Source organism: Pseudomonas sp. D1HM (assembly GCF_019266105.1).
GTDB classification, from domain to species: domain Bacteria; phylum Pseudomonadota; class Gammaproteobacteria; order Pseudomonadales; family Pseudomonadaceae; genus Aquipseudomonas; species Aquipseudomonas taetrolens.
In genome coordinates, this window is the sequence record NZ_LRMN01000006.1 from 514726 (window position 1) to 528550 (window position 13825).

12 protein-coding genes are annotated in these 13825 nt (G+C 62.8%); 1 reads left to right on the forward strand and 11 read right to left on the reverse strand.

The genetic code is table 11. The annotated features are described in order from the left end of the window. Nucleotides 1-2: 2 nt before the first annotated feature. Genes AWM69_RS09765 through AWM69_RS09785 form a run of 5 tightly spaced genes read right to left on the reverse strand, consistent with a single transcriptional unit; the run spans nt 3 to nt 4551 of the window. On the reverse strand, nt 3-1181 hold the full coding sequence (locus AWM69_RS09765; protein WP_048380241.1) for a lipid-transfer protein: 1179 nt from the start codon (nt 1179-1181) through the stop codon (nt 3-5). An 18-nt stretch (nt 1182-1199) separates the two neighbouring features. Then, on the reverse strand, nt 1200-1619 hold the full coding sequence (locus AWM69_RS09770; RefSeq protein ID WP_048380243.1) for a MaoC family dehydratase: 420 nt from the start codon (nt 1617-1619) through the stop codon (nt 1200-1202). After that, the gene (locus tag AWM69_RS09775) at nt 1591-2724 is read right to left on the reverse strand and encodes an acyl-CoA dehydrogenase family protein (protein ID WP_218726463.1); all 1134 of its coding nucleotides are present in this window, start codon (nt 2722-2724) and stop codon (nt 1591-1593) included. The genes AWM69_RS09770 and AWM69_RS09775 overlap by 29 nt, the downstream gene beginning before the upstream one ends. Before the next feature lie 9 nt (nt 2725-2733). Beyond that, nucleotides 2734-3711: a bifunctional MaoC family dehydratase N-terminal/OB-fold nucleic acid binding domain-containing protein gene (locus AWM69_RS09780; protein ID WP_218726464.1), complete on the reverse strand. Its 978-nt coding sequence runs from the start codon at nt 3709-3711 to the stop codon at nt 2734-2736. A 54-nt stretch (nt 3712-3765) separates the two neighbouring features. Then, nucleotides 3766-4551 (reverse strand): SDR family oxidoreductase, encoded by a 786-nt coding sequence (locus tag AWM69_RS09785; protein ID WP_218726466.1) that lies wholly within the window; start codon nt 4549-4551, stop codon nt 3766-3768. Nucleotides 4552-4694: 143 nt separating this feature from the next. Here AWM69_RS09785 and AWM69_RS09790 point away from each other — a divergent pair, with 143 nt between their 5' ends. Then, nucleotides 4695-5480, forward strand: a complete 786-nt coding sequence (locus AWM69_RS09790) for an enoyl-CoA hydratase (RefSeq protein ID WP_218726468.1) — start codon at nt 4695-4697, stop codon at nt 5478-5480. Between the two features lie 51 nt (nt 5481-5531). On the opposite strand, the gene AWM69_RS09795 is transcribed toward AWM69_RS09790, so the two are convergent. From AWM69_RS09795 to AWM69_RS09820, 6 genes are all read right to left on the reverse strand, one after another. Then, nucleotides 5532-7136: a FadD3 family acyl-CoA ligase gene (locus AWM69_RS09795; protein WP_218726470.1), complete on the reverse strand. Its 1605-nt coding sequence runs from the start codon at nt 7134-7136 to the stop codon at nt 5532-5534. A gap of 19 nt (nt 7137-7155) precedes the next feature. Then, nucleotides 7156-8187, reverse strand: a complete 1032-nt coding sequence (locus tag AWM69_RS09800; protein WP_218726471.1) for a ferredoxin--NADP reductase — start codon at nt 8185-8187, stop codon at nt 7156-7158. A 1-nt stretch (nt 8188) separates the two neighbouring features. Beyond that, entirely contained in the window at nt 8189-8950 is a 762-nt protein-coding gene (locus AWM69_RS09805) for an SDR family oxidoreductase (protein ID WP_131654023.1), read from the reverse strand. A 12-nt stretch (nt 8951-8962) separates the two neighbouring features. Next, entirely contained in the window at nt 8963-10657 is a 1695-nt protein-coding gene (locus AWM69_RS09810) for an FAD-binding protein (RefSeq protein ID WP_218726473.1), read from the reverse strand. Continuing rightward, complete coding sequence (locus tag AWM69_RS09815) at nt 10654-12399, reverse strand: FAD-binding protein (RefSeq protein WP_218726475.1); 1746 nt, start codon at nt 12397-12399, stop codon at nt 10654-10656. Before AWM69_RS09815 ends, AWM69_RS09810 begins: the two co-directional genes overlap by 4 nt. A 137-nt stretch (nt 12400-12536) precedes the next feature. Beyond that, nucleotides 12537-13724, reverse strand: a complete 1188-nt coding sequence (locus AWM69_RS09820; protein WP_218726477.1) for an acyl-CoA dehydrogenase family protein — start codon at nt 13722-13724, stop codon at nt 12537-12539. Between the last annotated feature and the right edge of the window lie 101 nt (nt 13725-13825).

A 13825-nucleotide genomic window follows, 5' to 3' on the forward strand; every position in this document is an offset into this window, starting at 1 on the left:
CCTCAGGCTGTGCCAAGAATCAGGCCGCTGGTAGGTACACCAGTGCCGGCGGTTACCAGAACGTTTTCCACGTTGTCCACCTGGTTGACCGCCGTGCCACGTACCTGGCGCACCGCTTCAGCCACACCGTTCATGCCGTGGATATAGGCCTCGCCCAATTGCCCGCCGTGGGTATTGATCGGGAACTTGCCGCCCCGCGCGTGATGCCCGGCGCGAATGAATTCCTTGGCTTCTCCGCGCTCGCACAAGCCGAACTCTTCCAGTTGCGGCAGCACAAACGGTGTGAAGTGGTCATAGATGATCGCCGTCTGCAGGGCTTGCGGGCCCAGGCCCGACTGGCGATACAGTTCTTTGGCCACCACGCCCATCTCCGGCAAGCCGGTGATATCGTCGCGGTAGAACGAGGTCATGATTTGCTGACCCGAGGTGATGCCCTGGGAACCGGCCTTGATCGTCACCGGCTTTTGGCGCAGGTCCTTGGCGCGTTCGGCCGAGGTAATCACCATGGCCACTGCGCCGTCGGATTCCTGGCAGCAATCGAGTAGGTGCAAAGGCTCACAGATCCAGCGCGAAGCCTGATGTTCTTCCAGAGTGATCGGCTTGCCGTAGAAGAACGCCGCCGGGTTGGTGGCGGCAAAGTCCCGCACGGCCACGGCAACACGACCGAAGTCTTCGGACGTAGCGCCATAGGTGTGCATGTAGCGCTGGGCGAACATGCCGACCCAGGATGCCGGGGTATGCAGGCCGTGCGGCATGTACCAGCCGTAGTTGACGTTCTCGAAAATCGGCGTCGAGGCAAAGCCATAGCTGCCGCTGCCGAAGCGATACCACGAGCGTTCGTTCATGGCGCGGTACACCACCACGACTTTGGCCACACCCGTGGCGACGGCCATTGCCGCATGCATGATCGGAGCACAGGCAGCACCGCCGCCGTGAGGCACCTGGGAGAAGAACTTGACGTCCTTGCAGCCCAGCAAGCGAGCGATCTCATACTCCGGGACTTTGTCCACGGAGTACGAGCTGAAGCCTTCGACTTCGGACGGATCGATGCCGGCATCCTTGAGGGCCGCCAGCGTAGCTTCCAGCGCCAGGCGCAGTTCGGTGCGTCCGGAGTTTTTCGAGAATTCGGTCGCGCCCAGGCCAACAATGGCGGCACTGCCGGAAAGTGACGATTGCGTCATGTGTGCTGTCTCCCGCTATCAGGGCAGAACCAGCGCGACCGTACCGGTCACGTGGTTGCCCATCGAATTTTTGCCGCTGAGGGTTATTTCCACCGTGCGGGTGGCAGGATCCTGATGGGTGACGGCGCCATTGAACGTCATGCAGTCACCCGGGTAGTTCGGTGCGCCGAGCTTGATCTTCAGCGAAGCGAATCGCGCTTCAGGGCCGGCCCATGCTTCGACATACCGTTGCACCAGCCCGTTGGTGGTGAGGATGTTCATGAAGATGTGCGGCGAGCCGAGGGCCTGGGCAGCGTTCAGATCATGGTGGCCCGGAAAATAATCGCGGGTGGCAATCGCGCCGCCTGTCACCAGGCCCACGGTAATCGGGATCGCAAGCGCCGGCAGGGTTTCGCCGGGGCGCACGTCATCAAAGCGCTTGGTGTTCTTCGAGGTCATATTTCCATCCCAGCTTGTCGTTGTGGCTCAGCCAATCGCCGAGGCGTTCCAGGCTTGCTGCCGAACCGCCCAAGGCACTGCCCAGGGCGCGGCTCCAGTAGAGATAGCGATGCATCGGGTACGTCAGGTCGACGCCGATACCGCCGTGTACGTGCTGGGCGTTGTGCCCGATCAAGTGGCCCGCTTCACAGGCCTGCCACGCCGTGGCCAATGCTTCGGAGGGCGCAGGCAAGCCGGCATCCAGGCGATAGCACAACTGCCACAGGCAACTGCGCAAGGCTTCGAGCGCGATCTGGGCGTTGGCCATGCTCATCTGCACCGCCTGGAAACTGCCAATGCTGCGATCGAACTGGCGGCGGTCGGTGACGTATTCCACGGTGCGGCGAATCTGCTCGCTGCTCACGCCCAGTTGCAGGGCGGCCAGGGCCGCGATGCTGCGCGGTTCCAGCCAGCTCAGGGCCGTTGGCGCCAGCAAATGGCTGGAGGGAATGTGCAGGCCATCAATGTGCACATCAGCGATCGCTTCGCCGTGAGTCATCCTTCCTGGCACGCAAGTGATCGCTTTTGCCCCCAGTTCGACCAGCGCCAAACGCGGCTGACCGTCAACGCTGACCAGCAGCAAAGCCGCTTGCGATTCCTCGGCCAGCGGCAATGCCGCCACCCGCCCTTCCAGCTGCCAACCGCCCTCATGGGCCGTGGCGTGCAGCTCGATACCCCGGGCGCTGCTCAAACCATTGAGGTCCAGGGTCAACAGCGCATTCCCTGCCGCCGCCTCGCTCGCCCACGTCAGCAATGCCGGATCGGCACCGTGTGCCAGCGTGGCCGCTGCCAGTTGATGCCGCCACAGCGGCACCTGACCCAGCGCGCTGCCCTGTGCCTGCAACACCTGCAGCAGCTCAGTCATGCCCAGCCCGCTGCCGCCCTGCGCTTGCGGGATGGCCAGGGCTAGCAGGCCGGTCTCCACGCACAGTTGCCACAGCGGCTGCATAAATGCCGCCTCGCTGGTATCGAACTGGCGCAGGCGATCATCCGTGCAATAGTCGGCAAACACGCTGCCGGCCATTTGCGCGATGGCGCTCTGATCCTCGGTCAATTCAAAGTCCATGCTGCCCCCTTACTCGGCTGCAGGCCGGAACATTGGCAAGGTCAACTCACCGTCGAAAGTCTGGAACTCAAGCTGCAGGGGCTGACCGATGCTCAACGCCTCGCGCTCGATCCCCACCAGCCCGGCCACCAGTCGTACGCCCTCCTCCAGCTCGATCAGGCCGATCGGGTTGGGGTGATCGAACGGGGCCACTTCGGGGTAATGCATGATCACGAACGAATACAAACTGGCACGCCCGCTGGCTTCGACCGTGTCCCAATCGAAGGAATGGCAGTCGATGCAGACCGGCGCCGGAGGATGGCGCAGGGTCTGGCATTGCGTGCAGCGCTGGATCAGCAACTTGCCGGCATCGCAGCCATCCCAGAAGAAACGGGTGTCATCGCTGATGCCCGGCTTGGGCCGCTTGACGGCAGGTGCTGCCTCGACCTTGGCCGGTGCCGCTTCCACCCCGTGCCGGGTAGCCGGACGGAACTTGAACACGCGAAACAACAGCTCCCCGACCGCTTCGTCGCCACTTTTGTGCTCGACGAAGTAGCTCATCACCAGCGTGACAAAGAACCCGGTGCCGAGCCCCGTGGTTTTCTCGTCGCCCACCGAGTCCAGGCGCGTGGTGTAGTAGAGCTTTTCACCGGGACGCAGGTTGCGGTTGAAAGTCAGCTCGGAGTTGACCGCGACCACTGAGGCATAGCCGTACGACTCAATCAGCTTGAGCACTTCGTAGGGGTTTTCAGCGGTTGAGCCAGGCGGGTAGTTGTTCGCGTGGAAACCTTCCATGCACCACACCTGCAACATCGATGCGGGTGCGACCAGACCGTCCTGCGGGCTGTTGGCGGCAAAGGCCGGATCGGTGTACAGCGGATTGTCCACGCCCATGATCTCGCACCACTGGCGAATCATCGGGGCGTTGACTTCGTCCCAGGCGTACACGCGACCATATTCACGCCCCACCAGGGCGCGTATGTCGGTTAGCAATTGAGAATCAGCCAAGTTCGTCTCCTGCGTCTTGAGAGCGGCAACCCACTGGTCGCCGCTGAAGGTCGATCAGTGCCCTGCGCTCTGCGCCGCACCCAGAAATGCCGGGCGTTCACCGCCACCGTGTAACAACAAATTGCAGCCGCTGGCATAACCCGCCATCGGTGAAGCGATAAACAGGCAGGCGTTGCCGATGTCCTCCGGCAGCGCCATCCGGCCAGCCGGAATCCCTGCGCTGACCGCCGCAACCCCGTGTTCGTCGCCGTAATGCAGGTGCGACTGTTCGGTACGGACCAACCCGGGGCTGACCGCAACCACACGCACCTTGGGTGCCCACTCAACGGCCAGCGATTGCACCAGCGCCAGCACGCCGGCCTTGGCCGCGCCGTACGCCGCCGTACCGGGCGATGCACGCAAGGCGCTGATGCTGCCGATAAACACAATGCAGCCGCCTTCGACCTGTTGCTGCATCAAGGCGTTGGCCTGCTGCGCGGCATTCAAAGGGGCAATCAGATTGAGGCGGATAATGCCTTCATGAAAACGGGGTGAAGCGCTGCCAGCCTCGGCCGCAGGGCTGCCCCCCGCATTGTTGATCAGCACATCGAGGCGACCGAAGTCAGCACGAATGCCATCGAACAACGCCTTGAGCGAATCCAGGTCGCGCACATCCGCAGCCATGAACACGGCCTGCGCCGAACCCGCCCGGGGCAACACGTCAGGTGCCGTCCTGCCACACACGATCACCTGTGCCCCGGCTTCCAGAAAACTGCAGGCAATACCTGCGCCGATGCCTTTGGTACCGCCGGTGACCAGCACCACCTTGCCGCTGTAGTCCAGCCCTGAGAGTTGCCCCATGACGTGCTCCTTTTCTACTGATGGAGCCACTCTAGGGACATTCCCGGGGCTGCTCGTCGTCTGAATGGACGATGAAGCACTGGCGTACCAACGCAACAATCCAGCGCACGCTGTGGTGACAGCCCCTGTTAATGAGGAACCCCATGTCAGACCCATCTGCCGCGCCGGTATTGCTTGAATTCCCGACCCCGGGCGTGGCCCTGCTGCGCCTTAACCGCCCACAGGCGACCAATGCCCTGAGCCTGGAATTACAGGCGCTGTTGTCGCGCTATTTCGTTGAACTGGCGCAAAACCCCGAGGTTCGTTGCATCCTGCTCACGGGCGGCGACAAGGTGTTTGCCGCCGGGGGTGACATCAACAGCATGGCGGGGGTCGGCCCGATCGACATCTACCAGCGGCATACCGAGCGGGTCTGGGCACCGATCCAGCACTGCCCCAAGCCGGTGATTGCCGCAGTGTGCGGTTACGCCTATGGCGGTGGCTGTGAGCTGGCGATGCTGGCCGACATCATCGTGGCCGGGCACAGCGCCAAATTTTGCCAGCCGGAGATCCGGATCGGGATCATGCCCGGCATCGGCGGCACCCAGCGCCTGGTCCGCGCCGTCGGCAAGGCCAAGGCCATGCGCATGGCCCTGACCGGGCAACCGATTACCGCTGAAGAAGCGTGGGTGGCCGGGCTGGTGAGCGATGTTGTGGCCGATGAAAAAGTCCAGGCGCACGCCCTGGAAATGGCCAGCCTGATTGCCGCCATGCCACCGCTCGCCGCTGAGCAGATCAAGGAAGTGATACTGGCCGGGGTGGACGCCCCCCTCGAAACAGGCCTGGCTTTGGAACGCAAAGCCAATGCCCTGTTATTTGCGTCCCGCGATCAGAAAGAAGGGATGCAGGCATTCATCGAAAAACGCCCGGCCGTGTTTGAAGGGCACTGAGCCCCAGGAAGCAAAAGCCCCTCACCGTCCGGGAGGGGCTTTTCGGGTGAACTACATCACGCTCGCGCGCAGTTCGTTCTTCGCCACTTTGTTTGAGGCATTCACCGGCAAAGCGTCATAGAACCGCACCCGACGCGGTACTTTGTAGTTGGCCATGTGCTCGCGTGCCCATTGAATCAATCCGGCTTCGTCCAGTTGCTGGTCATGGCGCAAGACCACGCACGCACACCCCACCTCACCCATGCGCTCGTCAGGCACGCCGATCACGGCCACCTGGGCAATGGCCGGGTGCTCGATCAAGCCGGCTTCAATTTCGGCCGGATAGCAATTGAAGCCCCCGACGATGAACATGTCTTTCAGGCGATCCGTGATCCGCAGGTTTCCCGCTGCGTCCAGTTCGCCAATGTCGCCGGTGTGCAGCCAGCCATCACTGTCGATGGTTTCAGCAGTGGCGGCGGGGTCTTCGAAGTACCCCTTCATCACATGAAAACCGCGCAGGCAGATCTCGCCGGTCATGCCCGCCGCCAACGCGCGGTTTTGCGGATCGCGAATGCTCACTTCGGTGCCCGGGATCGCCCGGCCACTGGTACCGGCGATGGTGGTGGCCGGGTCGGCCGGGTCGCAGATAGTCGCCAGGCCACCGCATTCGGTCAGGCCGTAGGCGGTTGTCACCACCGAGAACCCCAGTTCCCGGCGCATGCGCTCGATCAGGATCGGCGGAATGGTCGCCGCCCCCGTGACCGCAATCCGCAGGCTCGACAGGTCGGTTTCAGCCAGTTTCGGGTGGGCCAGCATCGACAGGTAAAGGGTCGGCGGCCCCGGCAGCACATTGATGCGTTCGGCAGCAATGCGCTGGAACACAGCTTCGGCATCGAACACCGGATGCGGCAAGATCGTCGCACCGGCCAACAGGCAGGTCAGCCAGCCGGCCTTGTAGCCGAAGGCATGAAAAAACGGGTTGATCACCAGATAGCGATCGCCAGCCTCCAGCCCGATGACATTGACGTACTCGCTGAAGGCCCGGATGTTTTGCCCGTGAGCGCTCATCACGCCTTTGGGCTTGCCCGTGGTGCCGGAGGTAAACAGCAGATCACTGAGGTCATCAGCGCCCACACCGGCGGCACGTTGGCGGGCAGCCGCTTCACTGATTACGCTGCCCTGGGCCAGAAATTGATCCCAGGTCATGTCTGCCGGGTCGTGGCCTGACACCTCACCCAGCAGCACTTGATGCTCAAGGCTGGCCGGGCGGTGCGGCGCCAGTAACGCCAGGTAGTCGGTCCCCAGGAATGTCGGCTGCACAAACAGTAAACGCGCGCCGCTACGCAGCAGGATATCTGCCGCCTCGTTGCCTTTCATGCGGGTGTTGACGGGAACCATCACCGCCCCTGCACAGTGGATACCCAGGGCGGCGATGATCCATGCCCGGCCATTGGGTGCCCAGATTGCCACCCGGTCACCCTTGCCAACGCCCCGGGCCATCAGGCTGCGGGTCACGGCCAGCGCCAGTTGCGGCAAATCCCGGTAGTCGGTGCACTCGCCATTTTCTTCAATCGCTGTACGCCCGGCATGTTGCTGCGCGGCGTTGAGCAGCAGGTCGGGAATCGAACGCGGCAGGTTGAGGGCCGCGCGGGGCATTGCTTGCAGGCTGGAAGTCATCGGTCGCTCGTCTGGCTGATTATTCGGGAAAACACACGCGCAGGTGTTCACTGTTGGGCACCGATTGGCACGCCAGCACCCAGCCGTCATTCAGTTCCTGCTGGTCCAGGGCATCGTTGCGCAGCATCTCGACACTGCCCCGCTCCACGGTACACATGCAGGTGGCGCAAGAGCCCACCAGGCATGAACTGGGCGGTTTCAGGCCGGCACGCTGCATGGCGTTGAGCAGGGTTTCACCTTCGGCGCACGGCACTTCGAACTCCTCGCCATCGAGACGTACCGACAGCTGGCTGCCGATGACATCCGTGTCGACGGCGGCAGGCGCTGCCACGCTGCCTTCTTCGGGCAACGAGACGAAACGCTCGACGTGGATCCGTCCATGCTCCATGCCGATCAGGTGCAAGGCGCTGACGGCGGCATCCATGAACGGCCCGGGGCCACAGATGAATGCCTGGGCCCGGGTAAACGGCCGGGCCAGTTCCGCCAGTTGCGCCACGGCCGGAATCCCTTGTACCGAGTCCAGCCAGTGAATGATTTGCAGGCGCTGCGGGTAAGCGCTGGCCAGGGTTTTAAGCTCGCTGGCAAAGATCACCGAAGCCTCATCGCGGTTGGCGTAAATCAACAGGATGCGGCCTGTGCCGGCGATCAAGGCCGAGCGCAGGATCGACAGCACCGGCGTCACCCCGCTGCCACCGCCGAACAACACGAAATCATCATCAAAATGCCGGGGCACAAACACCCCGGCCGGGGCCAGCACTTCAAGGTGGTCCCCCTCGCGCAACTGCTCGCACAACCAATTGGAAGCGCGGCCGTCGCGTACCTGCTTGATCGTGACCCGTAGCGGCTCGTTCTCCAGCGGGGTGCTGGACAGCGAGTAACACCGCGGCAACCAGCCACTCTCGAAAGGCACACGCAAGGTCAGGAACTGACCGCTCTTGTAAGTAAACTGTTCGCGCAATGCCTCGGGAACCTCGAACACCAACGATTTGGCATCCGCGGTTTCCGTGACGATCTGCGCCACGCGCAGGGAAATATAGGCCGGTGGATTCATCTCAAATACTCATCACAAACTGACCACTGTCGATCCGCAATTCGATGCCGTTGATGGCCCGTGACTCGTCACTGGCCAAAAACAACACGCTGGCGGCCACATCTTCGGGCAAGCACATGCGCCCCATGGGGTCGGCATCGATGCTCAGGCTCCAGGGATCGACCCCGGCCGGTAACGTCGATGTGGTCATGGGGGTGAGGATGCCGTCCGGGTGCAAGGAGTTGCAGCGGATCCGGTATTTGCGTCGACGGCACAGCGCCGCCACCGAGCGGGTCATTGCCGCAACCGCCCCTTTCGAGGCGCTGTAGGCCACGTAATCGTCACGGCCGGCAACCCCGGCGATGGAAGACATATTGATGATCGAACCGCCCTCGCCCTCTTTCATCAGGCTGATGGCGGCGCGACACCCCAGGAACACGCTGTCGGAGTTGACCCGTTGCACCCGCTGCCAGTCGGCATAGTCCGTGTCTTCAATGCCGCCTTTGAGCAAGATCCCGGCGTTGTTGAACACGATGTCCAGGCGCCCGTAGTCCTGACGGATGCGCTCGATGACCCGCGCCCAGTCTGCTTCGCTGGCGGCATCGTGCTCAATGAACAGCGCCTGGGAACCGATCTCTTCGGCCAGGGCCAACCCGGCGGCCACATCGATATCACTGATGACCACCCGGGCGCCTTCTCGCGCCAGCAGCATGGCGCTGGCCCGGCCGACACCACTGGCGCCGCCAGTGATCAAAGCCACTTTGCCTGCAACCCGTGCACTCATGTCGTCGTCCTTTTAAAGAGGCTCAAGGGCCAGGTTTTCAGAAACCGGTGCTGTCGCCGCACTCACCGCATACCCGGCACGGCGTCCGGAAAACACGCAGTCAGCCAGCGACAGACCGCTGATGTAGAGATGGGAAGCCACGCCAATGGCGGTACGCCCGGCACTGAACAGACCGGCCACGGGTTCGCCGTTGTCATCCAGTACGGCGCCGTTGTCTTCATCCACCTTCAGGCCACCCAGGGTCAGTGCCCCCAGCGGAAAGACCGGATTGCCGACGCTGATGTCACAGGCGTAGAACGGCCCCTGATCAAGCACCTGGCGACTGCCTGTCGATTTGCCAAAGGCGTCTTCCGTGACGCCACGGGCCCCTGCGTTGTATGCCTGCAACGCCGCACTCAGCTCGGCAGGTTGCATGCCGCAGGTACTCGCCAATTGTTCAGGTGTTTGTCCCTTGCGGACCTTGAGCAGCATCAGCGCCAAGGCCGGCACGCTCTGGAACCACCAGTAGCCACCAAACAGCGCCTGGCGAATGGCCTGCTTGCGCAGCCGCGCATCCAGGATCAGCCAGGCCTTGCCGCCCTGCTCTTCACACAAAGGCTGCCCCAGGGTGGCCCCGTAGACTTCTTCATTGCAAAACCGCTGGCCATCGGTGTTAACCACAATGCCTTTGGGCCAGCAATACGGTGGATTGATAAAGCGCCAGGCCGACACCCGGCTCAGCCGTTCGCTGCAGGCCCCGACCGACTGCCCCAGGCGCAGGCCGCTACCGTCACAACCGGTGGCACCGACCTTGAAATTACGGCGGAATTTCGGCGCGTGATCCTGGATCAGCTCGCGGTTGAAGATGAAACCGCCCGTACTGAGAATGACCCCGCGTCGCGCCCGCACCAGGGTCGGCCGCGCGTGGTCATGTTCCAGTTGAGTGATTTTCTGGCGCAAGCGGTCGCAGTAACCCGGCGCAAAATTTTGCAAGCGCTCTGCCCGGGCGGCCAGGCGCGCATGCAGGATCGCCTCGCGACTGCCCGCGGGCAGGCACCAAAGTTCGGCGCCAATCACCCGTCCGCTGGCATCGATCACCAGGCGCCGGGCGGCAGATTGCAATAACGGCTGAACCCCGGCCTTCAGGCAGGCGTCCTTCAAATGACGGTAAAGCACTGCGCCGCACTGGCCCTTGCCCACGGTTCGATGCCCTCGCGGGGCCGGCGCCTGCTCACCGGCATGGGAAGGCACCAGCTCGTTACCCGAGTAATACAGAAAGTAGCCATCAGATGGATAAGAGGTTTTGCCCCCGGGCGGCACACTGTGGGCGTAACGCGCACCGTGGCCTTCCAGCCAGCTCAGGTTGCTCACGCTGTCAGCACAAAACTTGCGCAAGGTCGCATCGCTGACCACACCCTGGGTTTCGTGCTTGAGGTAGTCAAACATCGCCTGCGGGCTGTCACTGAAACCGGCCGCCTGCTGCTGCCGTGTGCCGCCACCGGCATACACCACGCCGCCACTTTTGGCGCTGGCGCCACCGCCGGTAAAACGATCGGCAATGATCACCTGTGCGCCATGACTGCGGGCTTCCAGCGCCGCACAGGCACCCGCCGCCCCCCAGCCAATCACCAGCACATCACAGGTGTCACTCCACGTCCGGTCGCCCAGTTGTTCTTCTGCCAACGGCGCAAGAATCGGTGTGTTGCTGTCGCGACGGGGCCGGCTCATACCAGGGCCTCCTGCTGGACGCTGGACGCTACCGGCGCTTGAGCCGCAATGTGATTGGCCGCGATGTAACCAAAGGTCATCGCAGGCCCCAGTGTGCCGCCCGCGCCCGGGTAGCTGGTGCCCATCACCGAAGCGGAGCAGTTGCCGATGGCGTACAGGCCACTGATGGGCTGCCCGTCCTCGCGAACCACTTGCCCATGCTGGTTGGTCAGCAGACCGCCTTTGGTGCCGATGTCGCCGGCATCCAGGCGCATGGCGTAGTACGGCCCTTTGCGCAGCGGGGCCAGGCAGGGGTTGGGCTTGATATTGCAGTCGCCGTAATAGCGGTCAAACACGTTGCCGCCACGATCAAACTCCAGATCGACACCGGTCTGCGCATACTCATTCATTTTCTGCACGGTGCCGTTCAGGCCCTGGGCATCGACGCCAATTTGCGCCGCCAGGGCGTCAAGGCTGTCAGCCTTCCAGTACACGGTGTTGAGCCATTCTTTGCGCAAACGGCTGTCAGGGGCGACCTGCGCCGGCATGAGCGGGCCCATGGCGTAATGGAAGCGGAAATGACCGTCGAAGATCACCCACGATGGCACCGACTGACCGCCGGTTTTCTGGTTGTCGCGGTACATGGCGTCGACGAATTCCAGGTACGGCGCCGCCTCGTTGACGAAACGCCGGCCCTGGCCGTTGACCACGATGGCGCCCGGAAACGCCCGTTCGGCAAAGACACCACGGGGTTTTTCTTCCCCGGGAACGGCAATCGTCGGGGCCCACCACGCCCAGTCCATCAGTGCCGTGGCGGCGCCGATTTTGAGCCCGGCTTCCAGCGCAGCCCCGGTGTTGTTGCCCGGTGGAGTAGCGCTCCAACTGGCGCGGGTCGGTTGCGGCAGGAATTTTTCACGCAGGGTCTGGTTCTGCTCAAAGCCGCCAGCGCTAAAAATCACCCCGCGCCGGGCCTTGAGTTCGAGGACTTTGCCGCCGGTGGCGACCTTGATCCCGCACACCCGATCGCCGTCGAGCAGCACGTCCTGAAAATCGGTGTTGAGCCACAGCGGCACATTGCGGTCCATCAACGAACGGCGCAAGGACGCCACCAGCGAGCTGCCGAGGGCGGCACGGCGGTCGTACTTGCTTTTGCGCCGCCATTTGAAGTCCAGCTTGTAGCGGGCCATCAGTTTGAAAATCAGCCATTGCCAGCCAAAACTGCGGGCCATCGCTTTGTGCGCATCGCGGGCAGTCCACGCAATGCGCCCCATGAGCAAGGTCGAAGGTGACGGCTTGCGCAGGTTGGGCAATTCTTCAGCCAGCAGGCTGGTGTCGAACAATTCGGGGTCGAGGGTGCGACCTCCGGCCAGCGCACCTGGCAGTTGCGGGTAGTAATCCGGGTATTTGGCGGCCACGGCATAGCGCACACGACTGCTGTCGGTCAGCTTTTTGATCATCGCTGCAGCATTGTCCAGATAGGCTTGCAAGCGCACCGGATCACCGTGCTCGCCCGTGGCGGCCTTGAGGTACTGCATCGACAACTCAGCGCTGTCCTGCCCACCCATGGCCGCGAAGTAATGGTTGTTCGGGATCCAGATCCCGCCACCGGAAATCGCCGAGGTACCGCCGTACTTGTCGCTTTTTTCGACGATCAGCACCGACAGGCCCTGATCGGCAGCAAACAGGGCCGAGGTCATGGCACCGGCACCGGAGCCGACCACGATAACGTCATAGCTGGACTGAGACTGAACGTGAGTTGTCATTATTGTTATGCCATCCGTTGAGGTCAGAAATTTGGCCTGACAGAACGGCCAACGGTGCGCGCAGCCCTCTGTCGTTAAACAGCTGCGAACACCGTGTGGCGCGATTCGATCAACGCCGCTTGATCACTGTTGCCTGATCAAACAAAAGGGTCTGCGTTGGGCAGGCCCAGCTGTACGAGCCCGTAGCTGCGGCGGTAGGCCGCTTCGTTGTTGGCGATGTGTCCGCGTGCCTGGTGCAGGTCACGGAAGTAACGCGCCACCGGATTGGTGTTGTACAAGCCCGAGGCCGCCATGCAACGCAACAGGTCGCTGACCCGGTCCGCGCAGACATTGGTCACGTGGGAGGACTGGTAGCGATACAGCAAGCGGGTTTCGACATCCGGGTATTCACCGGCGCTGGCCAGGGCCATCAGGTTCCCGTAGTTGCGCATCAACACCAGCTTGAGGGCATCGACAGTGATGATGGCTTCGGCAACGGCCGCCTGGGCCGCCGGGTCTTCGGCGGTTTTGGCACCGTGCTTGCCAATGTGCTTGGCAGCGTTGTCGCAGAACTCATTGATCGCCCCTTGCAACGCACCGATGGCCGACGTCGACACGGCACGGGCAAACACCTGGGCAAACGGGATCGAATACATCGGGTTGGTGTTGGTCAGGCGCCCCGGCGTGGCTTCGATGCTGTAGTTGTTGGTGCGCTGGACGCGATGCGCCGGCACAAACACATCCTCGACAATGATGTCGTGGCTACCGCTGCCGCGAAGGCCCACGACGTCCCAGTTCTGCTCGATCCGGTAATCACTGGCCGGGATCAGGAAGGTGCCGTGCTCGGTCGGGCCCGTTTCGTCCTGCGGCACAATACCGCCGAGCAGGCACCACTGCGCATGCTGGCTGCCACTGGAGAAGCTCCAGCGACCGCTGACCTGATAGCCGCCCTTGACCGGCGTAACCCTGGCCACCGGCATGTACGTCGAGGCCACCAGCACCGAGCTGTCCTCCCCCCATACATCGCGCTGGGCTTCAACCGGATAGCGCGCCAGTTGCCAGGGGTGAACCCCGACCACGCCGAACACCCAGGCGGTGGACATACAGCCTTCGGCCAGGGTCATCTGAATTTCAAAGAAAGTCCGCAGATCGACTTCATGCCCGCCCCACATCTTGGGTTGCAAGGCGCGCAGCAAGCCGGCTTGCTGCAGGTCGCGAACTGTTTCATCGGGGAGTTTGCAGTCTTTGTCCGCCTGCGCCGAGCGGCTTTTGAGCGCCGGTATCAGGTCCCGTGCGCGCTGCAGCAGCTCAAGTTCTATCGGACTTTTCTCTCGCATCTGATCCATCCGTCTGTTCTCCGTCAGTCTCTCGCTGCGCGAATGCGCGGGCGGTGTATGACGAATAATCCCGTCTGGAAGGCTGCGTATCATCGTCAAAGCGGACTAGT

Coding starts and splice junctions, on each gene's coding strand:
- AWM69_RS09810 (WP_218726473.1), bottom strand. CDS start 10,657: ATGAGCCGGCCCCGTCGCGACAGCAACACACCGATTCTTGCGCCGTTG.
- AWM69_RS09775 (WP_218726463.1), bottom strand. CDS start 2,724: ATGGACTTTGAATTGACCGAGGATCAGAGCGCCATCGCGCAAATGGCC.
- AWM69_RS09770 (WP_048380243.1), bottom strand. CDS start 1,619: ATGACCTCGAAGAACACCAAGCGCTTTGATGACGTGCGCCCCGGCGAA.
- AWM69_RS09805 (WP_131654023.1), bottom strand. CDS start 8,950: ATGAGTGCACGGGTTGCAGGCAAAGTGGCTTTGATCACTGGCGGCGCC.
- AWM69_RS09785 (WP_218726466.1), bottom strand. CDS start 4,551: ATGGGGCAACTCTCAGGGCTGGACTACAGCGGCAAGGTGGTGCTGGTC.
- AWM69_RS09800 (WP_218726471.1), bottom strand. CDS start 8,187: ATGAATCCACCGGCCTATATTTCCCTGCGCGTGGCGCAGATCGTCACG.
- AWM69_RS09795 (WP_218726470.1), bottom strand. CDS start 7,136: ATGACTTCCAGCCTGCAAGCAATGCCCCGCGCGGCCCTCAACCTGCCG.
- AWM69_RS09765 (WP_048380241.1), bottom strand. CDS start 1,181: ATGACGCAATCGTCACTTTCCGGCAGTGCCGCCATTGTTGGCCTGGGC.
- AWM69_RS09815 (WP_218726475.1), bottom strand. CDS start 12,399: ATGACAACTCACGTTCAGTCTCAGTCCAGCTATGACGTTATCGTGGTC.
- AWM69_RS09820 (WP_218726477.1), bottom strand. CDS start 13,724: ATGGATCAGATGCGAGAGAAAAGTCCGATAGAACTTGAGCTGCTGCAG.
- AWM69_RS09790 (WP_218726468.1), top strand. CDS start 4,695: ATGTCAGACCCATCTGCCGCGCCGGTATTGCTTGAATTCCCGACCCCG.